Genomic DNA, 20,596 nt, shown 5'->3' on the forward strand with positions numbered 1-20,596 from the left:
CAACCGAATCCGAAGCCCCGGGTGTGCACATTGTGCACACCCTCTTTTGTGGCCATTTTTGCTAGCGAAGTCCCGCCGCCCTTCACAGCGTGAGAGTCCCGCTCCATCGCAGTCCGTCATTGAGAACTTCCGATAGTAATTAGGAAGGGTACTTACTATTCAATAGTAATCATGCTTACTATTATCCAGCGTGCTGGTTCATCAACAGCAGCTACCCCTGAACAGGAAAGAGATCAATGATGACCGAGAACCAATGGCCGCAGACATCTGATCCCTACGCGGCTGACCCTTACGGCAGCGCTGGAACAGCGACCTCATCCGCGGCGGAGGGTGGGGCCACCACCAAGAAGGATGCTGCGAAAGAAGAAGCGTCGAACGTGGCCGGGAAGGCAGCAGGTGCAGCCCAGGGCGTGGCCGAGACTGCCAAGGCCGAAGTGGCGAACGTCGCCTCCGAGGCGAAGAGCAGCGCCAAGGATCTTCTGCACCAGGCGAAGACGGGCATGACGGACCAGGCGGGGGCTCAGCAGCAGAAGGCCGCCGAAGGGATCCGCACGGTCTCCTCGCAGCTGCGCACGATGGCCGAGTCTCCTGAGCAGCAGGGTGTCGCGTCCGATCTGATCCGCCAGGCCGCAGACCGTTCCGAATCCGTCGCGTCCTGGCTGGAGAACAGGAACCCGGGTGCGCTGCTGGATGAGGTTAGGTCTTTTGCCCGCCAGCGGCCAGGAGCGTTCCTGCTGATCGCGGCCGGTGCCGGTCTGCTCGCCGGACGGCTGGGCCGCAGTCTTCAGGCCGGTGCCCCGTCAGCCACGGAAGCGGCAGGCGGCGCCGCTGCACCGCAGGCGGCCCGTACCCTGGCTCCTGAGAGCACCATCGCCTCGGGGGCGGGTGAGCCGTTCTACGAAGGAACAGCCACCGGTTTGCCCGCCTACGGGGAAACCGCGTACGGCGAACCCACGGTCCAAGGCACGGGCGGGGCCCGGGCACAGACCCTTCCGGGGAGTTCCACTGCAGGGGTGCCGCTGCGCGATGTTGAGGACCCTTATGCAGAGGGTGAAGGGCGCCACCTGTGAGCAGCCAGATACCGGAGCCTCCTCCCACGGCCGCGCATGCCAAGGCGGACACCAATTCCCTTGGCGAGCTGCTGGGTGACGTCACCCGGGACTTGTCCACCCTGATGCGCCAGGAACTGGAGCTGGCCAAGGCCGAAGCGAAGCAGTCGGCCACGAGGGCCGGCAAGGGCGGCGGCATGCTTGCCGGCGCCGGCGTAGCCGGCCACTTCGTGCTTCTGTTCCTGTCCGTCGCGCTCTGGTACGCACTGGGCGAGCTGATCGGCTTGGGCTGGTCCGCCGTCGTCGTCGCGGTGATCTGGGGCATCATCGCCGCGGTCCTGGCCTCGATTGGCCGCAAGGAACTCAACAAGATCAAGGGCATGCCCCAGACCGCAGAAACACTCCAGGAAATCCCACCCACCCTCAAACCCAATGGAGAGAACCGATGAGCGAGAACCCGGACGCTATCCGCGCCGACATCGAAGAAACCCGCGCCCGCTTGGGCACGAACGTGGACGCCGTGGCGGACAAGGTCACACCCTCCAACATCGTCAACCGCCAGACCGAGAAGGCAAAGGACAAGGTTAGGAACGCCGTCTTCGGCGTGAAGGAGAAAGTCATGGGAGCAGCGGACACCGCGACGTCCAAGGTCTCCTCCGCCACCGGCAGCGCAGGCTCCACCGTGGGTGATGCCGGATCCACGATCGGGTCCACCCTCAGTGACGCAGGATCCGCGATCGTTGACGCACCGCATCAAGCGGCTGCAAAGGCCCAGGGTAACCCCCTGGCTGCAGGCCTGATCGCCTTCGGCGCAGGGCTGCTCGTGTCCTCCCTGATCCCGCCCAGCCAGAAGGAACGCGAAGCAGCCCAAGCGCTCAAGAGCGCGGCCGAACCCGTCACCACTCAGCTCACCGACGCAGCCAAGGACATGGCCCAGGGTATGAAGGAACCCGCCCAGGAAGCCATGGAAAACGTCAAGGCCACCGCCACCGACGCCGTCAGTAACGTCAAAGACGAAGGCCAAACCGCAGTTTCTGACGTCAAGTCCAGCGCCACGGACGCCAAGGACCACGTCCAGAACACGTGAACAGCCGGGACCAGGTCCCCGCGCCGCCCCCCGATCCGGCGGGGCGGCGCAGGGAACACCCCGGCCAAGGGCTTGCCCGTTCGGCGGGCCCGGATGACTGGCCGATACACCGGCTTCTGAGCATTGCCGCACGTCTGGACGAGCGGTGGATCAACCGACACCTCACGCAACTGGGGCTGACCAAGAGCGCCCTCGACGTGCTGGAGGCCGTCGCCGACCTGCAACCGGCCAACCTCTCAGACCTGGCATCGCTGCTCTGCATCAGCAAACAAAGCCTGGGCAGCACGGTCCGGCGCCTTCACGCTGCAGGCCTCCTCGCCAAGGAACGCGGCGATGACCGCCGGAACGCCGACATCCGGCTCACCGAGCGCGGCGAGTCGGCGCTGCAGGCCGCGGAAGATCTCCTGCACCTTCTGCCGCATACCGGCCCGGAGGCTGAGAACACGCTCCGCGGACAGCTGGAACTCCACATCCAGGAGCTCAGGCAGTACGAAGCGCAAAACCAGTTCCCATAACCACCAAGGAGTCCACGATTATGATGACCACCAACCGCACAACCGCACCCAAGACCAGACTTCAAACAGCATCCCAGGCCGTCGGGGCAGTATTCCTACTCGTCGGCATCCTGGGATTCATCCCCGGCATCACGAGCAACTACGACGCCCTGGGATTCGCAGGACACGGATCCGAAGCCCTCCTGCTCGGCATCTTCCAGGTGTCCGTGCTGCACAACATTGTCCACCTGCTCTTCGGCGCCGCAGGTATCCTCATGGCCCGCACCCACAGCCAGGCCAGCAGCTTCCTCCTCTACGGCGGCATCATCTACCTGGTCCTTTGGCTCTACGGACTGCTCGTCGGCCACGCCACACCCGCAAACTTTGTCCCCGTCAACAACGCCGACAACTGGCTGCACCTCATCCTCGGCCTCGGCATGATCTCCCTGGCGGTACTCCTGTCCCGGAACACCGCACCCCGCCGATGACGACCGCCAAAGCCACCTACGGCTCATCCCTGCCGCTCATCCCCTGCCGGGATGCCGTTGTGGCGGGCGGTCCGGGTGGAGTACCAGACAGGGCAACATCGCAAAGGGCGGAATATCCCGATCCCGGACACATTTATCGCCCCGGCCAGCCACCCACCCCCATGACCGTCACCATCGAAAGGCCGCTGATGCTTTTCATCTTCGGACTAAGTACCAAACTCAAGGCACTACCCTCCCGAGCCGCAACATGCCGATACTGCATGGCTTTCGTTCAGCACTACCTCGAAGAGCGCGCCACCAAGATCACACTCTTCTTCATCCCCGTCTTCACCACCTCCAGGTCGTACCGCATCACGTGCTCAAACTGCGGGCAACACTCCTCCATCAGCAAACGCGAGAAAAACGCCCTAAGCCGGTAACAAGACGGTTCCCGTTTCTGACCCGAGGGAAAAAGCTGTGATCTGGTGGGGGACTTAGTCTTACGGGCCTTGGCTTACGAGACATGCAAACTTCACGACACGACTCCGGCCAGCAGTAGCCTGCCTACGCGCAGGAGCGTCAGAAGCCCTGGCGAGCCCCGTCGCCGCTGGCTCACCCAGCAACTCAGCGCCCAAACCGTGGTGCAGTGCTGCTCGGGGCGTTGCCAGGAGGTATCCGCCGGCAGGTGCGCACGGAGGCCTCCGCCCGCCGGGATTACCGGCGTACGAGTGTCCGCAGGAGTTTCAAGGCCACGGAGATCGAGGCGATGTCCACCTGCCCCGGCTTGGTCGCTTCGGCAAAGGTGTCCTTGATTCGAGCCAGCTGCTCCTGGTGCCCGCGCTCCCACGCCACGATGCGTTCCACCACGTCGGTCCGGCCGGACCCGGAGCCGGCGTCCGGCGTCATCTGCATGACGGAGATCGTCATGTCGGCCACCGCGGAATAGACGTCGTCCCGCAGCGCCGCCCGGGCCAGGGTCTCCCACCGGCTGTGCCGGGGCAGGTCGGTGATGCGCAGCAGCAGGCTCGCCGCGCCAATGCGCTGGAAGACTGCGTAATAGAGGTCGGCGATGGCGGTGATGGGTTCGTGCACCTGCTCGGACACCAGGGAGATGTCGAGCAGCCCGAAGCTCTCCAGCATGTCCGCCGCGCGTTTGCCCAGCTCGTGGGGGAGCCCGACACTGCCCCAGCGCGTGAGGCGCTCCTGGACGCGGTCAAGGTCGGAGCCGCGCAGATAGTCCGCCGTTCTGGCTCGCAGCAGGTCCAGGGTGGGCATGATCCGGTCCAGGGCCTCGCCCACCGGCTGGTCCCGATGGTCATGCGTGACGTACCAGCGGGTGGCCCGGTCCAGGACCCTGCGCATGTGGATGGCCACTTGCGCGGCGTGTTCAGTGGGATATCTGGCGGGCAGGGCGCCCAGTTGGCGCACGAACCACGGCAGGTCAAAGACCTCCCGCGCCACGACGAAGGCGCGGGCCACGGCGGCGGCCGTGGCGGTGGTTTCCTCGATTGCGCGGAAGGCGTAGGTGATCCCGCCGAGGTTGATCATGTCGTTGGCCAACACTGTGCACACGATCTGCCGGCGCAGAGGGTGGGCGTCCAGCTCGGCATCGAAGCGCTCGGACAGCTGGCGCGGGAAGTAGCCGCGGAGAACCTTCTTGAACCAGGGGTCATCCGCAAGGTAACTGGCGGTCAATTCCCTGGCCAGCTCCACCTTCGCATAGGCGGCGAGCACGCACAGCTCCGGAGTAGTCAACCCCTTGCCTGAGCGCAGTCTCTCCCTGAGCTGTTCCGTGCTGGGCAGCGCCTCCAGCCCGCGGTCCAGATCGGTGGCATTCTCCAGCCAATCCATCATCCGCTCGAAGCCCGGGCTCCATTCGAGCACCAGGTGCCGGTCATTGAGCAGGAGGACGTTCTGGTCCACATTGTTGGCCAGCACCAGCCGGGCCACCTCGTCGGTGAGGGACTGCAGGAAGCCGGTGCGCTCGAAGGCCTGCATCTTTCCTGCCGCGATCATCCTGTCAACGAAAATCTTGATGTTGACCTCGTGGTCGGAGCAGTCCACCCCCGCCGAGTTATCGATCGCGTCGGTATTGAGCAGGACGCCGCTGAGGGCTGCCTCGATTCGGCCGCGCTGGGTGACACCGAGGTTCCCGCCCTCGGCCACAGCCCGGGCCCGCAGCTCGTTGCCGTTGATCCGGATGGGGTCGTTCGCTTTGTCGCCCACGTCGGTGTGGCTCTCGGACGATGCCTTGACGTAGGTTCCGATACCGCCGTTGTAGAGCAGGTCAACGGGTGCCCGCAGAATGGCCTGCATGAGCGCGTGGGGCGTCAGCGCTGCCGTTCCCGGGTCCAGGCCCAGGGATGTCCGGACCTGTTCGGTAATGTCGATCGCCTTGGCCCGGCGTGAGTGGACCCCGCCTCCCTCGCTGATGAGCGACAGGTTGTAGTCTGCCCAGGAGGACCGCGGCAGGCCAAAGAGCCGCTGCCGCTCCGCGAAGGAGGCTGCGGCGTCAGGGTCGGGATCGAGGAAGATGTGCCGGTGGTCGAACGCGGCCACGAGCCTGATGTGCGGCGAGAGCAGCATCCCGTTCCCGAAGACGTCGCCGCTCATGTCTCCGATGCCGACCACCGTGAACTCTTCCTGTTGCGGATCCATGCCAAGCTCGCGGAAGTGGTGTTTGACGGACTCCCACGCCCCACGGGCGGTGATCCCCATCTGCTTGTGGTCGTAGCCCACGGACCCGCCGGAGGCGAACGCATCCCCGAGCCAGAAGCCGTACTCCTGAGCCACGGCGTTGGCGGCGTCGGAGAAGGTTGCCGTTCCCTTGTCCGCCGCCACCACGAGGTAGTAGTCGTCGCCGTCGTGGCGCACAACACGGTCCGGGGGCACCACGGCTTCCCCGTGCGCCAAAGTGACCAGGTTATCCGTGAGGTCCAGCAGCCCGCTGACGAAGATCCGGTAGCACGCAAGCCCTTCGGCCTGCCAGGCCTCCCGGTCCGCGGCCGCGTCCGCCAGCTGTTTGGGGTAGAAGCCGCCCTTGGCCCCGGTGGGCACAATGACGGAGTTCTTCACGTTCTGGGCCTTGACCAAGCCCAGGACCTCGGTCCGGAAATCCTCGCTCCGCTCGGACCAGCGCAGCCCGCCGCGCGCAAGCTCCCCGAAACGGAGATGGACACCTTCCACGCGCGGGGAGTACACCCAGATCTCGTACTTTGGCCGCGGAAACGGGGCGTTGGCGATGGCCGCGGGATTCAGTTTGAAGCTCAGATGCGGCTTGTCCTGGAAGTAGTTGGTGCGGAGCGTGGCTTCCACCAGGTTCATGAACGTGCGCAGCAGCCGGTCGGCGTCGAGGACGGGGACCTCGTCTATCGCCGACAGCAGTTCAGCCCGCGCCGCGGCAGTGTCCCGGAAACGTCCGCTCACGTCCAGTGCCGGATCGAACTTCGCCTCGAACAGGGCCAGCAGCGCGTGCGTTGCCCGGACGTTGGCCATCAGGGTATCTGCGATGAAGCCGTACGAGTTCGTTGTCCCCAGCTGCTGGAGGTACTTGGCATAGCTTCGCAGGATGGACGCCTGCCGCCAGCCAACCCCCTCCCGGATGACCAGCGCATTGATCCGGTCCGATTCCACGTCGCCCCGCATGGCAGCGGAGAACGCCTCCGCCAGCAGGCCGCTGGTGGCCTCCGGATCCACACCGGCGGGGTACTTCACGCCAAGGTCGTACAGGAACAGGTCCTGGCCGTCCCCGCGCCGAATGTCGAACGGCCGCTGGTTCAGCACCTCGAGGCCGAGATGATGCAGGAAAGGCAGGATCTGGGTAAGGCTACGGGCCTCGGTCAGGTACAGGCGGATCCGGACCGGACCGGCCAGGGTCGGCGACGTTGCCTGCGGGACCTGCACCGCCAAGAGCGGGTCATCCAAGGAGCGGCCACCCGTGCCGTCGAGGTCGAAGGTGTCGAAACTGATGATGTCCCTCATCGCGGCGTCCGGTTCATGATCAGCCCGGTAACTCGCCGGAAAGGCCTCCGCCCACAGCCGCGAAAGCCGGGCAGCATCCTGCCCGCGAAAACGGTCACTGATCAGTTCATCGAGCCCCTCCGCCCAGGACCGCGTGGCGGCTATCACGCGCCGCTCCAGCGCGGCGGGGTCGACGGCGGCCGGGCGGGGTTCGGCCCCGACGGCACTTGCCGTCCGGGTACTCGCGGGGGAATTGTCCATGAGGATCCGGAAGAACACGCGGGCCATGGGGGAATCGGTCAGCCGGACCTCGAACTCGATGGATTTCGCTTTGAAGGCCTGCCGCAGTTCCTGCTCCATGAGCAGCCGGACGGCAGTGCTGTACCGGCGGCGGGGGAAGAACACCAGCACGGACATGAACCTGCCAAAGCTGTCCGGCCGAAGGAACAGCCGCGTGCGCCTTAGCTGCTCAGCGCGGAGGACATCGGCCGAGAGCCGGACGAGGTCATCGGTCTCTATGTGAAAAAGCTCATCCCGGGGGAAGGATTCCAGGATGGCCAGCAGATCCTTGCCCTGGTGGGACTTGGGGGACAGCTCAAGGTGTTTCCTGACGGCCTGGACCTTTTCGCGGATCACCGGGATCCGGCGGACGGACTGGTGTGCTGCGCCGGGGGTGAACAGCCCCACGAACCGCTTCTCCCCGGTGACTTCACCGTCCTGGCCGAACACCTCCAGGCGGAGTTCGTCCAGGTAGGAGCCCCTCAGGACGGTTGACCGGAGGTCGGACGTGGCAAGCGTCAACACCCGCGGACCCGGGATGCCGGGCTCGCCGGTTTCCGGCCGCCAAGGCCCTGGCTCCCCAGACGCCGGCTGCCGGTGACCGTCCCCCTGCGGGCGCCGCAGCAGGCCCAGCGCGGAACCCCGGTGCTCTGTGAACAGCTCCCGGCCGCCCGTCGTCGTGCGTCCATACTCGCAATAGCCGAGGAAGACGAAGTTGCCGTCGGCGAGCCAAAGGAGCAGGGCGCGCAGCTGTTCGACGGGCGGAACCGCAGCGGGCGGAAAGTTGTCCAGGTCAACGACAGCCTCGGATACCCTGGCGTTGATTGCGGCGCCGTCCGCGGCGGTGACCCGCACGTCGTCGAGTACTCCCTGCAGCCGTTCCGTAAGCTCGTTGGTGGCGGCGGCGTCCGCCATCCTGCCTATTTCGACGGCGAGCCAGATCTCGGTTGATTCGCTTCCCTTTGGCCCCTCGGGAACGGGGACCTCCGCCAAAGGGACCTCCGGTGCCGGCTCACTGTCCAGGCCTTCCCTGGCAGGGCCGGGCCGGATCTCCAGCAACTGGTGGGAAACAGGATCGCGCAGCACCAGGAAGGTCGGGTGGACGAGCAGCCCGATCGAGGCGTCCTCGCGCGTGAGCTCTGCCGTCACGGAGTGAACCAGGTACGGCAGGTCCTCCATGACCACGGCCACCACACTCGCATCCAGCTCATGCAGGACGCCCACAGCTGCTTGCCCGGGAGGCCGGCGGGATGCAACCTCCAGATGGTGCATGGCCCTGGCCCGGAGGGTTTCGGCGCTGTAGTTCCGGAGGTCCTCCTCGGCTACGTGCGCATAGTAGTCGGCGAGGAAATGCCGGTCGGGCTCAAAGGGATCAGCCGCCGCGGGCTGCGGGGGCCCCGATCTGCGTGACATGCCAATGCGCCTCCACAGCGCGGTTATGCTGCCGCCAAATGCGGCTGTTCATCCTGCCCCGCACCTCTTTTCATCATGGCCGCCGACGGGAGGCACGTCCAGTGTTGCCGTTCAACACGGGTACTTAGTGGAGCCCCATCGGATCCTCGCCAGTGGAGTCTGCCACGGCCAGGACGCTCACGGATGGCGTCGTTGTCCCCGCCGCCCGAACTGCCGAAGCAGTAATCCGCGCACCCCGACCGGTGGTAATGCGGACTGTATGTATCACCCCGTGTTGGCAGCTAACCTCCGCCGGAACCCCTGTACCCGAACGCTCAGAGCCGACAGAAGCAGCGAGCCAGACAAGTGACGCTTTGCCTCCTGTCAGGATGGGGCGGCGGACGCTGCGGGCGCCCAGGCGCCATCGTCTTCGTAGTGTGTGGCATTTGCGAGGTCGCGTCCGGCGATGTAGCCAAAGGTCAATGCCGGGCCGAGGTTTATTCCTCCGGCCGGGTAGTGCCCGCCCATGACTGAGGCCTGGTCGTTGCCCGCAACGTAGAGCCCACGAATGGGCTTGCCCTGTATATCCAGGACCCGCGAGCGGGCATCGGCTGCGAGCCCGGCAAAGGTGCCAAAGGAGCCGGGGACAATTTTCACCGCGTAGAAGGGACCCTTTTCAAGGGGGCGCAGGGAGGGGTTGGGCCGGTTCCCGGGGTCACCGCCGTACCTGTTGAACTCAGTCCCGCCGCGCCCGAAATCGGGATCCGTTCCCTTACGTGCATTGGCGTTGAAAGCCGCAACGGTCTCCGCCAGCCCCTGGGGTTCAATGCCGCATTCTGCGGCCAGCTCTTCAAGCGTGTTGCCCTTCTTAAGGTAGCCGGATCGCAGGTAGGGGAACAGCGGCACGGGAAGCGGCTTCGCCATGCCCAAGGGGAACTTGCGTACGAAGGCTGCATCAGCGATCTGCCAGGCTTCCACCCGTTCGCCCTCAGGGGTGGCGTTGATCAAGCCTTCGACGTAGTCGTAGTAGCCGTTGGCCTCGTTGACGAATCGCTTGCCGTCCCGGCGGACACCGATGCTGCCCGGCTTTGCCCGGTCCATGATGTGGGGGAACGTTCCGGTACGTCCATTGCGGTACGGGACCAGCGAGACCGGGCACCAGGCGGCCGGGGACTCCACATCGGTCTCGAAGCGGGCGCCCACGGCCTGCGCCATGGTGATGCCGTCGCCGGTGGTTTCCTTCGGCGCGAGTGTCCAGTGCTCATGGCCGGTGGGCGTCTTGGGGAACAGCTGCTTGCGGCGGGAGACGTCATGGGGGAACCCGCCGGCGGCCAGGACGACGCCGCGGGAGGCGTTGATCTGCAGTTCGCCTTCGGGGGAATTCACGACGGCGCCCGTCACCGTGCCGGACCCGTCGGTGAGCAGGTGCTTGGCGGGCGTGGAGACGCGGATCTCCACGCCCAGGTCATCGGCGGACTTCAGCAGCCGGCCGGTGAGCGCGGTTCCGTTGACCAGCTGCATGTTGCGGCGGTGTGTGAGGAGGTCCAGGAGGTGAAAGCCCACCCGCCAGCCTGCGTGGAAAATGCCCCGGATGTTGCCTTGGGAGGCGGAAAGGAACTTTGTCAGGTCTGGGCCTGCCATGATGCCCATGCCCAGAAATGAGGTCTCATAGAGCTGGTGGCGCATCTTGGCGCGCAGTTCGGGCTTGATCCGGCGGGCGTTCAGGGGTTTTGGTCCTACTGAGCGGTGCCCTGTGCCCGCACCGGGAGTGCTGCCGTAGATGTCCTTGATCTTGGCTCCCGGGACAAACTGGAGGCTGGTTTTGTCCTGGAAGAAGCCCACCATGTGAGGGACCGCCTCGAGGAATGCATCCACCCTGTCTTCCTGGTAGTTCCTGCCGAGCCGGTGGCGCAGGTAGGTGCGGAACCGTTCGCGGTCCTCGTTCACACCATCGGCTTTGGCCAGCGGGTTGCCGGGAGTCCACGCCCACCCACCGGACCAGGACGTGGCACCGCCACAGACGTCTGCCTTTTCAACAACCACTACCTTCAGTCCGTGGTAGGCCGCGGTAACTGCGGAGGCGAGGCCGCCGGCGCCGGAGCCGACGACCAGGACATCGCAGTCCAGGCTTGGGAGGGCAGATGGAGGATTTACGGGTGCAGGCATTTTCAGTGCTTTCTCAGTGGAAGTAGGTGTCGGAGTCCAGGCGCGGCGGTGCACCGGTTTCGAGTGCGTCAATTGCAGCCATTTGCTGCTGGGTCAGGGCGAAACTGAAGACGTCCAGGTTTTCCCGTTGACGTTGGTTGTCGGCGGACTTGGGCACAGCCACACGGCCGTGTTGGACATGCCAGCGCAGGATGATCTGGGCCGGGGTCTTGCCGAGCTTCCTGGCAGGACCGCTGACTGCCTGATGGCTGAGGAAGCTCCCGTTGCGGCCGAGGGGGCTGTAGGCGGCAGTGACTATTCCGTGCTCGCGGTGGTATGCCAGTTGGGCCGGCTGGCCGTGCTCAGGATCAACCTGCACCTGGTTCAGCGGGACGGCCAGGCCTCCGTCCTGGACCAGCCGCAGATGCGCGGGTTTGAAGTTCGAGACACCCCAGGCCCGGATTGAACCCTCGTTGACGAGGTCCTGCAGCCCTTCGCAGACTTCAACGAACTTCCCCTGGGCGGGGTTGGGCCAGTGCACCAGGAACAGGTCCAGGTAGTCGGTGCCTAGCCGCTCCACGGCACGGCCAAGGGCCTCGCGCACGCCGGTCCGGCTGTGCCAAGCGGTGTTGAACTTGGTGGTGAGGAAAAGGTCTCCGCGCTCGATTCCACTGCGGCGGATCCCCTCCCCCACGGCGGCCTCGTTGGCGTAGTTCTCGGCCGTGTCGATGTGTCGGTAGCCATTGCTGATGGCCTGGTGCACCGCCACTGCGGCATCCTCACCGGTCAGGGGCCATGTTCCCAAGCCGATGAGCGGAATGTGCACGCCGGGAGTGACTTCTGCTGTCGTGATCTCTTTCGTGATGCCGTTCATTTGGTTCCTGTCCCCTGAAGATTTGCTGTGCTCTGGACAGTTCCGGCCGTTGCCAGCACGGCGTCCACCCCCGATTTGAGTAATCGCGCCCACCCCAGCTCGCCGAGTTCGGCCACCCGCCGGTCCGACGGTGTCTCTGCACTGACGGGAAGCCCGTCCGGTAATGCGGCCACAACGTCCGCAAGCCCGAATGCGCCTGCGCCGGGGACCTCACGCTCAGACCTTGACTCGGCGACGAGCGCTTCCCGCGTGACTGGCCGTTCCGCCGGGCCGTCGCACAGCTGAAGCAGCGGCACCAAATCTGCGTTGGCATGCAGTTCTGCCCACTGGCTGGCAGCCCCGTCACCGTTGAAGCGGTTGAAATGGAGAGTGTCCACCACCATGCTGCAGCCGGCCTGGCGGGCGATGTCCGCGGCCTGTGCGATCGAGGCGACGTGCTGGTAGGAGATCGCTTCAAGGGTGGGGGTGATACCGAAACCGCGCCCGTCCTCGGTCATCCGGGCCAATGTGTGGACCAGCCGCGAGCTGTCCGAATCAGCTCCCGCGACGGTGAGGGAACTTGCCCCCAAGGCCTGGCCGGCTTCCATCATGCGCAGCCAGGCTTCGCGCTGCTCGCTGCCGTCCAGCAGCAGAAATTCGATGTCCCGCACGGTGACGCCGGTGTCCTGCATCCTGGAGAGGGTTTCGCGCAGCATCGGCGAGCCTGGCTGGAGGTTGTAGGGCCGTTCCGTTGGCGTCACCGGGCGCACCCGGACGCCGATGAAATCAAAGCCTGCCTGGGCAGCGACTCCCACCATTTCAGGCGGCGCGGTGTTCAGCAGGGACAGCTGGGCCAGGCCGCTGGGCCTGTGCGCGGTTCGGGTCATGAGTTTGCTCCGTTCAGGCTCAGTTCGTTGTTTGAAGTGGCGCCTGCCGACAGGAGAGAGGCGATCCGCTGTGCTGCGTCGTAGCCGCTCTTGACGGCGTTGGAGGCGATGGCGGGTGTCTGGTCCACCACGGTCCCGGCCAGCGTCACCGGCACTCCGGCCCGGCGGCTCAGGTCCGCGTCGCGGATCTCCGCCGGGACAGTGGCCTCCAGCGGGACCACGGAGCGCGAAACCAGGATCGGTCCCGGCGCGTCCAGCCACTCGCCTCCTGAGGCAAGGCCTGGACCGCTGATCCGGACCCGGCCGCCGTCGTATTCCTCGATGGTTGAATCGAGGCGGATTCGCACCCGGGGGTTTCCCTCGAGCCGGGGCACGGCCAGGATTTTGGCTCGGCGGCCGGACTCGGGGGCAATGGTCGTCTGCGGCCCGATGAGCAGGACGGCAGTCCCCCGGTCAGCCAGCGTGTCCGCGACGCTCATGGCAACGGAATCCGCACCCCAGATGGTCACGGCATCCGGAATGACGGGATGCGTGGCGTCTGCGTCAAAGGCCTCGGGGTGGGCGGCGAGCCATTCGCGCACGTCCAGGACGTTGGCGGACTCTTCCCCAATGAACCCGGCGGCGGGCGGGAGCCCTCCGGTGGCCAGCACGACGGCGTCTGCAGCAGTGTCGCGGACAAGGCCGTTCAGGTGGTCAGTGTCCACGTGCGAACCCAGCCGGACGTCGATGCCAAGCCGTGCGTTCTCCGCGGCAGACCATTCGGCGAAGCGGTGGAAGTCCGGGGTGGACTTCATCCGCTCCGCGAGGGCGAACTGACCGCCGGCGCGGGCGCCGTCGTCGAGCACAGTCACCTGTGCTCCCGCTTCGGCGAGTTCCCGGGCGGCCGTGAGGCCCGCGGGACCGGCGCCCACCACGACGACGCGGGAACGTTTGCGGACGGCTGGCGTGGGGATCGGGACGCGGGAACGTCCCACCGCGGGGTTGACAGTGCAGGTCACCTGGCCCAGGCCCAGGTTGTCGATGCAGACGTTGCAGGCGATGCAGGGGCGGTACCGCTCATCACGCAGGACGCCGCCCACGAACGCGGGATCGGCGTGGATGGCCCGGGCCAGGCTGACGAAGTCGCAGGTCCCCTGGCTGAGGACCTCCTCGATGATTTCCGGGGAGTTCAGACGACCGGCCATGCCGAGCGGCAGGCCAAACTGCCGGTAGGCCTTGGCGTAGTCGGCGAGGATACCGGGCTTCCATTCGCCGGACTGCACGATCCATTCGCCGGCCTCGTAGCTGCCGGCGGAAATATCCAGGAAGTCCAGTTGCTCCAGGTGCGCCTTCGCAATGATGGCCAGCTGTTGTTCGGCGGAGATGCCGTCTGCAGGGCCCTCAATTACGGACACGCGCATGCCCACGACGGTGTCCGGGACCGCTGCCCGCACGGCATCGATGACGAGGTTCATAAAACGTTCGGGTACGGCGAACTCGTCCGTGCGGTGGTTGGAGATGGGTGACATGAACTGGTGGATCAGGTAGCCGTGGGCGCCGTGGATGTTGATGACGTCGAAACCGGCCTTCAAGGCGCGGCGGGCAGCTTGGGCGTAGGCCTCCACCAGCTCGTGGCACTCCTCGACGGTGAGTTCACGGGGAACTTCGCCGCCTGCGACCTCGCATGCCACCGGTGAGGGCGCCAGGTTTTTGTGCCCGGAGAGGGCGGTCTGGGCAGTGCGGCCGCCGTGGTTGAGTTCGACGGCGGCCAGCGCACCTTCGGCGTGCAGGGCGTCTGTGAGTCTGCGAAGGCCCGGGATCATGGCATCGCTGTGCAGGCCCAGCTGGTGGGTGCGGCCCTTGCCGTCGGCGCGGACGTAGGTGGCCTCGGTGGTGACCAGGCCCAGGCCCGCCTTCGCGCGGGTCACGAGGTAGTCGATGTACTGCTCGGTGATGTGCCCATCGGTGGTGCCGTAGTTGCGTTCCATGGGAGCGGAGGCCAGGCGGTTGCGGAGGGTCTTCGGGGTGCGGCCGTTGCGGCCCAGTGTCAGTGGGCGTGCGGCGTAGCGTGTGTTCGTTTCCATTGCTGTTCCTTAGCCCGCGATCTGCGCAAGGGGTCGTGTGCTTGCAGGCAGCGGGGTGAAGCGGATGGGATTACCTGTTCGGGACGATTCATAAACCGCCAGCAGTATCCGCAAGGCCTTCGTCGCGTCCTGGCCGGTGATGGCCGGTTCACCGCCTCCGCGGATGCTCCGGACGAAATCTCGGACCTGCGCGGTGTGGTGCGGGATGAGCTGGCCGTTGATCGTGGCGAGGCTGACGTTCGGGTCAACTCCCGCGGGGTAAACAGGCTCGGTGCTGATCGTCCCGGACACGGCCCACAGGTCCACGCGCCCGTCGCTGCCTTCCGGGAATTCGGTCAGGGAAGCGGAGGCGCCGGTCTCCCCCGTGACCCGGACCTGTACGCCCAAGCTTGGCGACACCGCCGTCGACGCTTCGAGGGTGGCCATGGCGCCAGAGGTGAACGTGATGACGGCGGTCGCTGAGTCTTCGACTTCGATGTGCTCGCCATGTTTATAGGTGCTGATTTTCCCGTAGACCTCGGCCACGTCTCCCATAAACCACTGCAGCAGGTCGATGTAATGGATGGCCTGGGTCATGAGGACCCCGCCGCCGTCACCGGCCCATGTCCCGCGCCAGGCGTCGCAGGAGTAGTACTCCGGCTCGCGGTGCAGCATCACCGAGCATTGGCCCATGATGGGCCGCCCCAGCGTGCCATCGTCGATCGCTGTGCGGATGCGCTGGGCGGCTGGCCAGAACCGGCGTTGGAAGAGGACACCCAGCTTCACGCCGGCATCGTCGCAGGCCTTCACCATGCGCTCTGCGGACGCCAATTCAGTGGCGATGGGCTTTTCACAGAGCACGTGGACTCCTGCCGCGGCGGCCTCCAGCACCACCTCCTCGTGGGTGGGGTGCGGGGTGCAGACCGAGACGATGTCCAAATCCAGCCGCAAGAGCTCCTGGACTGTGTTGACCGCTGCAGGGATTTCCCATGCTTTTGCGGTGTCTTGGGCGCGCTTCAGGTCGATGTCGCAGACGCCCACGATGACGACTTGGTCAAGGGCGATGAACGCCTCCAGGTGGTTGCGGGAGATCGCCCCGCATCCTGCGATTCCGATGCGAAGGGGGCGGACGGTGACAGGTGATGGGGTGGTCATCAACAGGGCCATCTTTCTGGTGCTGGTAGGAAAGTGTGGTGCGGTCCGGCAGGGGGCTGGGCCTGGCTAGTACGTGGCCCGGCCACCGGACAGATCGAAAACGGAGCCGGTGGTGTAGGAGGCCGCCGGTGACGTGATGAATTCGATGAGGGCGGCCGCTTCGGCGGGCGTCCCGAACCTGCCCATGGGGATCTTGGCGGCCTGGGCCGCCTGCTGTTCCGCCGGAACTTCCGCGAAAAGCGGGGTCACCACATTGCCCGGGGCGAGGGCATTGACGGTGACGCCGGAAAGCGCGAACTCCTTGGCGAGTGACTTAACGAGGCCCAGAATCCCGGCCTTACTGGCCGAGTAGGCGGGCATATTAACCACGCCTTCCTTGCCCGCCGTCGAGGAGATATGGAGCAGCCGTCCGTAGCCTGCCTCGGCCATGCGCGGCAGGACAGCCCGCGAGAGAATGAACGCCCCCGTCAGGTTGATCTTCATGATGCGTTCGAAGTCTTCGACCGAAGTGGTGGCCGCCGGGGCCACCGGTCCCAGGATGCCCGCGCAGTTCACCACCGCGTCGAGCCCTCCCATCTCCAGGGCGCATGCAGAGACGGCCGCCGCAACGGATGCCGGGTCCGTGACGTCCATGGCGAGTGATGAGTCGCGTTGTTCTTCGGGCCAGGTGGCCGAGGGCAGGTCCGCCCCTACCACCGTGGCACCGGACGCCCTGAGGCGTGCCGCCGTCGCAAACCCGATGCCGCTGGCTGCCCCGACCACTAGGCAGCGTGACTCGGCGATGGTGCTCGGTGTCTGGGCATCCATGCTTAGCTGACCGCCTGACGAAACGTGGCCAGCATGGCGTCGGCGTTGGCGCTGATGCCGGTGAAGAGCTCGAAGGCGGCGGCGGCCTGACCCACCACCATGCGTCCGCCGTCGAGTACGGCGCAGCCCTTGCCGCGGGCTGCCTGGATCAATTCGGTTTCGAGCGGCCGGTAGATCACGTCCGCTACCCACAGCCCGGAGTGGATCAGGCCGGGATCCACGGGCACACCAGGGTGGCCTGTCATGCCGATGGGCGTGGAGTTCACCAGCCCATCGGCCTCCCGGATCCTTCCGGCGACAGCATCCGTCCGGGTCACCGACAGCTGGCTGTCCGGAAAGTGCGGAGCCAGCCGCGCGGCGAGGTCTTCTGCCTTTGCCGGTTCAATGTCGGCGATGACCAGGTGCCGGGTTCCGGTGCTGAGTAGCCCGAAGGCCACCGCTGCACCGGCTCCCCCCGCACCGATCTGCACCACGGAGTCGGTCACGGCCGACGGTAGGCCAGCCCTGAGGCCGCCGACAAAACCGGTGTGGTCCGTGTTGTGGCCCACTGCCTTGCCGTCGTGAAAAGTGATGGTGTTGACGGCACCGAGAATCCGGGCTTCAGGCGAAAGCTCGTCCAGGCCGTCCTGCACCAGTTGCTTACTCGGGTGGGTGACGTTCAGGCCGTCGAATCCGAAATCAGCTGCGTGCCGCACCAGCGCCGCGGACCTTTCTGCAGGTTGTCCGATGGCGTCCAGATCGATGACGCGGTAGGTGTAGGCAAGGCCTAGTCTGTCGGCTTCCGCTTCGTGGAGGCCCGGGGTGAGCGATCCGCCAATACTGGAACCGAGTAAACCCACCACGAACCGATGGTTCATAGCGGCTTCACGCGGCCGGAACGCCCAGGTGCCCGCCAGGGTTTGCTGGCTCATGCCCGTGCACTATCGGTAACTGCGCCGGCGGCGTCGTCGGCTGTGCTGGACTGCCGTGCTGCGGATTCCGGGGTGACGGACGACGCCGCGTGTAGCCGTGGGTCGGTTTTTTTCAGTCCCAGCAGGGCCGTCGGAGTCTTGAACGTCTCGGGTGCCATCAGCGCTGCGATGGCGGAGATGGCGCAGGCCAGGGCGGCGAACGTTGCTACTGGAACCCAGTTGGCTTTGTCGCCACCGATCAGCAGCTCGGAAATGACCGGTGCGAATCCTGCAAGGAGGAGTCCGAACATGAGGCTGATGGCCATACCGGAATAGCGGACCTTGACCGGGAACTGCTCCGGGAAGTAAGCGGGGTAGATGGAGTTCGACCCGGTGTATGCAACGCCGATCAGAAGGATGCCGGTGAGGAAAATCAGGGGAACATTTGCGGCGGAGAGTGCCGTGAAGAACGCGTAGATCATGCCCATCTGCAGCACCAGAGCGGAGACGAAGACGGGTTTGCGGCCGACCCGGTCCGAGAGAATTCCGGCCAGTGGGCCCATGGCCACCGCGGCGAGGTTGGCCACGGCGATCACTGTCAGCATCAGGCCCTTTTCGACGCCGACGACGGACGTGGCATAGGACAACGCAAAGACGTTAATGATGGTGTTGATGATGGTAAACAGCGACATAGCGGTGACACGGATAACGGTGACCCAGTGGTGCCGGAACAGGGTGACGAGAGGAACCTTGACCACTTCGTCGTGCGCTTTGACTTCCGCGAATACCGGGGGCTCTTCCAGGAGGCGCCGGAGCACAAAGGCGATGACGGTAACCACCGCGCTGGCCAGGAAGGGGATACGCCAGCCCCAGGCAAGCAACTGGTCCTCGGGCATGGACGCCACGGGAATGAACACAAGCGTGGAGAGCACGATGCCGAACATGATGCCGCTCATCGTCCAGCTGGTGTAGAAGGCGCGCTTCCTGTCAGGGGCGTGCTCAAGGGTGAGGGAGCTTGAGCCCGGCGATTCGCCGCCGGCGGAGAGGCCCTGCAGAAGCCGGAGAGCCACAATGAGGATCGGTGCTGCCATTCCAATGTCGTTGTAGGTGGGCAGGCAGCCGATGAGGAAGGTTGAGGCGCCCATCAGCAGCAGAGTGAGCAGCAGGACCTTCTTGCGGCCGAATTTGTCGCCGAGGTGACCGCAGATGACTGCCCCGAGCGGGCGGGCGATGTACGCGACGCCGACTGTTGCGAAGGACAAGAGCATGGCTGAGGGGCCCGGGGCGAAGAACAGCTTGCCGAAGATCAGCGCTGCCGCCGAGCCGAAGATAAAGAAGTCATAGTACTCAAGTGCGCTGCCCACGAACCCCGAAACTGCTGCGATCTTCGCATTGTTCTTGGGGCGTGCTGGCGCCGATGTCGACACTGACATGGTGTTCCCTTCATGTAACCGGGACCGTCTCGGGCGGCTCCTCGCGTGGGCCGGCTGCGAAACGGTTTGCCGCGCTTTGCGGCTTCTCCATCCAGTGTGGCTGCCATCACTTAGTTCGTCCACGACTAAAATGATCTATCACTATGCTGCAATTCGACTATATGAGGTGAGGGTCAGTCGGGGATCTCAGGAAAAATTTCCTCGACGACGGCGAGCACAGCCGCCAGCACGGCGGAATCATTTTCCTCGGACCACGCGATGGCGTGATTCATGAAATGCTGCGGCTGATCAAGGGCCACGTACGTTGCGCCGGAGGGTATGATCCCGGCTATCCCGCTGCTCATGAGGGTGACTCCCACACCGGCGGCCACGAAGGTCAGCACCATGTAGGGGTCCGACAACTCCTGGACAATTCGCGGGCGGAAGCCGGCTGCCATGCAGGATGCGAGCATCACTTCAGTCATGGAGGACGAGCCGTCCAGCGGCGGAGATATGAAGTCATCGGCCGCCAGAGCCTGCAACGGTATGGACTTTTCCTGTGCCAGCGGATGATCCAGCGGCAGCACCGCCCCGATTTCCTCGCTTGCGACCAACCGCGTCATCACTCTGGGGACCGGGGTTTCGGGAAGGCCCACGAAGGCAAGGTCCAGGGTGCCGTTCGCGACGCTGGCTAATCCGTCCGCCGTGCGCACACGGCTCGTGAGGTCCATTTTGATGTCGGGGTGACGCCGGCGCACGGCACGGGTCAGCGGCGGGAGGGTCAGATGGTTCACGGCTCCAGAGAATCCGATTCTGATGTTGCCCCGGACGCCCTCAACCTCGGCCTGGGCCGCCTCCCGGGCCAGCCGCATCTCGCGCAGCACACGGTACGCGCGCGGCAGGAGGGCATACCCCGCCGGCGTTAAGGCCACGCTTCGGGTGTTGCGCTCAAAAAGGCGCGTCCCCAAATCAGCCTCAAGCTTCCGGATCGTCTGGCTCAGCGGGGACTGTGAAGTGTGCAGGCGCTGAGCAGCACGGCCGAAGTGCAGTTCTTCGGCCACGGCAACGAACGCTTCCAGCCAGCGGATCTCTGTCATGTCTTCAGAATGTACCCTTTACCTGAAGATCGAACCGACAGGGGGCTGGAGCTTCCAGGGATTACCCTCCGGACCAGCACAGGGAGCCAGCGAATGGAACAGCGGTAAATCAACGCATTTCTGGCCGTCGCGGAGGTTTTTTCCAGCTTCTTGATGGTCTGGCTCAGTGGGGACTGTGCCAGATGCAGGTCGCTGGTGGCCCGGCCGAAGCGGAGCTCCGGACCTTGCCCGCCGCGCGGCAACGACCGAGAGCGGCACGTTGTACGGCCGCCTGGGCATTGGTTTCTCCGCCGCGCTGAACCACAGGACGATCCCACCTCTTACGGGCGCGGCGCCACCGCTTTGACGCTCTCCGGAGGAGTCTAGAACGCTGGACGCTGGATGCACTGAACCTCTTCCGAACACTGTGACGGCAGGATGTGTCATCAGCGTCTCGGCACCTCCGGTCACGTCCTCCGCTGCGGCTGGCCTCAGCTACGAATACCAGTGGTACTCCTTCAGCAGTAGCAGTCCTTGGACCGCCAGCGCCATTCCCGGCGCCACCGGGCCCACCCATACCGTCAGGGCTGAGGACGTGCCA

At 65.4% G+C, this 20,596-nt stretch carries 16 protein-coding genes; 6 read left to right on the plus strand and 10 right to left on the minus strand.

Going from position 1 to position 20,596, the window contains the following annotated elements:
• The first annotated feature begins 236 nt into the window (after nucleotides 1-236).
• From AC5RUM_RS17600 to AC5RUM_RS17625, 6 genes are all read left to right on the plus strand, one after another.
• Nucleotides 237-1,070 (plus strand): hypothetical protein, encoded by an 834-nt coding sequence (locus AC5RUM_RS17600; protein WP_494036162.1) that lies wholly within the window; start codon nucleotides 237-239, stop codon nucleotides 1,068-1,070.
• On the plus strand, nucleotides 1,067-1,498 hold the full coding sequence (locus AC5RUM_RS17605) for a phage holin family protein (RefSeq protein ID WP_494036163.1): 432 nt from the start codon (nucleotides 1,067-1,069) through the stop codon (nucleotides 1,496-1,498). Before AC5RUM_RS17600 ends, AC5RUM_RS17605 begins: the two co-directional genes overlap by 4 nt.
• Nucleotides 1,495-2,136 (plus strand): DUF3618 domain-containing protein, encoded by a 642-nt coding sequence (locus AC5RUM_RS17610; protein WP_494036164.1) that lies wholly within the window; start codon nucleotides 1,495-1,497, stop codon nucleotides 2,134-2,136. The genes AC5RUM_RS17605 and AC5RUM_RS17610 overlap by 4 nt, the downstream gene beginning before the upstream one ends.
• Nucleotides 2,133-2,651, plus strand: a complete 519-nt coding sequence (locus tag AC5RUM_RS17615) for a MarR family winged helix-turn-helix transcriptional regulator (RefSeq protein ID WP_494036165.1) — start codon at nucleotides 2,133-2,135, stop codon at nucleotides 2,649-2,651. Before AC5RUM_RS17610 ends, AC5RUM_RS17615 begins: the two co-directional genes overlap by 4 nt.
• A gap of 20 nt (nucleotides 2,652-2,671) precedes the next feature.
• Nucleotides 2,672-3,118, plus strand: coding sequence for a DUF4383 domain-containing protein (locus AC5RUM_RS17620; protein ID WP_494036166.1), 447 nt, complete (start codon nucleotides 2,672-2,674; stop codon nucleotides 3,116-3,118).
• Between the two features lie 260 nt (nucleotides 3,119-3,378).
• Entirely contained in the window at nucleotides 3,379-3,537 is a 159-nt protein-coding gene (locus tag AC5RUM_RS17625) for a zinc ribbon domain-containing protein (protein WP_494036167.1), read from the plus strand.
• 274 nt (nucleotides 3,538-3,811) lie between these two features.
• Here the strand turns inward: AC5RUM_RS17625 and AC5RUM_RS17630 are convergent, their stop codons facing one another.
• The 10 genes from AC5RUM_RS17630 to AC5RUM_RS17675 all read right to left on the minus strand — a co-directional run bounded on the left by AC5RUM_RS17630 (nucleotide 3,812) and on the right by AC5RUM_RS17675 (nucleotide 20,016).
• Entirely contained in the window at nucleotides 3,812-8,749 is a 4,938-nt protein-coding gene (locus AC5RUM_RS17630) for an NAD-glutamate dehydrogenase (RefSeq protein ID WP_494036168.1), read from the minus strand.
• A gap of 363 nt (nucleotides 8,750-9,112) precedes the next feature.
• The gene (locus tag AC5RUM_RS17635; RefSeq protein WP_494036169.1) at nucleotides 9,113-10,894 is read right to left on the minus strand and encodes an FAD-dependent oxidoreductase; all 1,782 of its coding nucleotides are present in this window, start codon (nucleotides 10,892-10,894) and stop codon (nucleotides 9,113-9,115) included.
• A 13-nt stretch (nucleotides 10,895-10,907) separates the two neighbouring features.
• Nucleotides 10,908-11,747 carry an aldo/keto reductase gene (locus AC5RUM_RS17640; protein ID WP_494036170.1) on the minus strand — a complete coding sequence of 280 codons (840 nt, stop codon included), beginning with the start codon at nucleotides 11,745-11,747 and terminating at the stop codon, nucleotides 10,908-10,910.
• Nucleotides 11,744-12,613: a TIM barrel protein gene (locus AC5RUM_RS17645; RefSeq protein ID WP_494036171.1), complete on the minus strand. Its 870-nt coding sequence runs from the start codon at nucleotides 12,611-12,613 to the stop codon at nucleotides 11,744-11,746. The genes AC5RUM_RS17640 and AC5RUM_RS17645 overlap by 4 nt, the downstream gene beginning before the upstream one ends.
• On the minus strand, nucleotides 12,610-14,676 hold the full coding sequence (locus tag AC5RUM_RS17650) for an FAD-dependent oxidoreductase (protein WP_494036172.1): 2,067 nt from the start codon (nucleotides 14,674-14,676) through the stop codon (nucleotides 12,610-12,612). The genes AC5RUM_RS17645 and AC5RUM_RS17650 overlap by 4 nt, the downstream gene beginning before the upstream one ends.
• A 9-nt stretch (nucleotides 14,677-14,685) precedes the next feature.
• Entirely contained in the window at nucleotides 14,686-15,810 is a 1,125-nt protein-coding gene (locus AC5RUM_RS17655; protein WP_494036173.1) for a Gfo/Idh/MocA family protein, read from the minus strand.
• A 66-nt stretch (nucleotides 15,811-15,876) separates the two neighbouring features.
• Nucleotides 15,877-16,617: an SDR family NAD(P)-dependent oxidoreductase gene (locus tag AC5RUM_RS17660; protein WP_494036174.1), complete on the minus strand. Its 741-nt coding sequence runs from the start codon at nucleotides 16,615-16,617 to the stop codon at nucleotides 15,877-15,879.
• 2 nt (nucleotides 16,618-16,619) lie between these two features.
• Nucleotides 16,620-17,528, minus strand: a complete 909-nt coding sequence (locus AC5RUM_RS17665; RefSeq protein WP_494036175.1) for a shikimate dehydrogenase — start codon at nucleotides 17,526-17,528, stop codon at nucleotides 16,620-16,622.
• Nucleotides 17,525-18,940 (minus strand): MFS transporter, encoded by a 1,416-nt coding sequence (locus tag AC5RUM_RS17670; protein ID WP_494036176.1) that lies wholly within the window; start codon nucleotides 18,938-18,940, stop codon nucleotides 17,525-17,527. The genes AC5RUM_RS17665 and AC5RUM_RS17670 overlap by 4 nt, the downstream gene beginning before the upstream one ends.
• Nucleotides 18,941-19,113: 173 nt before the next feature.
• Nucleotides 19,114-20,016, minus strand: coding sequence for a LysR family transcriptional regulator (locus AC5RUM_RS17675; RefSeq protein WP_494036177.1), 903 nt, complete (start codon nucleotides 20,014-20,016; stop codon nucleotides 19,114-19,116).
• Nucleotides 20,017-20,596 lie beyond the last annotated feature (580 nt).

This window comes from Arthrobacter sp. B2060 (assembly GCF_059090445.1).

Bases quoted from the DNA above. Each gene is read 5' to 3' on its own strand.
- AC5RUM_RS17635 (WP_494036169.1), bottom strand. From the start codon at position 10,894: ATGCCTGCACCCGTAAATCCTCCATCTGCCCTCCCAAGCCTGGACTGC.
- AC5RUM_RS17655 (WP_494036173.1), bottom strand. From the start codon at position 15,810: ATGACCACCCCATCACCTGTCACCGTCCGCCCCCTTCGCATCGGAATC.
- AC5RUM_RS17630 (WP_494036168.1), bottom strand. From the start codon at position 8,749: ATGTCACGCAGATCGGGGCCCCCGCAGCCCGCGGCGGCTGATCCCTTT.
- AC5RUM_RS17600 (WP_494036162.1), top strand. From the start codon at position 237: ATGATGACCGAGAACCAATGGCCGCAGACATCTGATCCCTACGCGGCT.
- AC5RUM_RS17645 (WP_494036171.1), bottom strand. From the start codon at position 12,613: ATGACCCGAACCGCGCACAGGCCCAGCGGCCTGGCCCAGCTGTCCCTG.
- AC5RUM_RS17640 (WP_494036170.1), bottom strand. From the start codon at position 11,747: ATGAACGGCATCACGAAAGAGATCACGACAGCAGAAGTCACTCCCGGC.
- AC5RUM_RS17660 (WP_494036174.1), bottom strand. From the start codon at position 16,617: ATGGATGCCCAGACACCGAGCACCATCGCCGAGTCACGCTGCCTAGTG.
- AC5RUM_RS17665 (WP_494036175.1), bottom strand. From the start codon at position 17,528: ATGAGCCAGCAAACCCTGGCGGGCACCTGGGCGTTCCGGCCGCGTGAA.
- AC5RUM_RS17625 (WP_494036167.1), top strand. From the start codon at position 3,379: ATGGCTTTCGTTCAGCACTACCTCGAAGAGCGCGCCACCAAGATCACA.
- AC5RUM_RS17670 (WP_494036176.1), bottom strand. From the start codon at position 18,940: ATGTCAGTGTCGACATCGGCGCCAGCACGCCCCAAGAACAATGCGAAG.
- AC5RUM_RS17610 (WP_494036164.1), top strand. From the start codon at position 1,495: ATGAGCGAGAACCCGGACGCTATCCGCGCCGACATCGAAGAAACCCGC.
- AC5RUM_RS17650 (WP_494036172.1), bottom strand. From the start codon at position 14,676: ATGGAAACGAACACACGCTACGCCGCACGCCCACTGACACTGGGCCGC.
- AC5RUM_RS17620 (WP_494036166.1), top strand. From the start codon at position 2,672: ATGATGACCACCAACCGCACAACCGCACCCAAGACCAGACTTCAAACA.
- AC5RUM_RS17675 (WP_494036177.1), bottom strand. From the start codon at position 20,016: ATGACAGAGATCCGCTGGCTGGAAGCGTTCGTTGCCGTGGCCGAAGAA.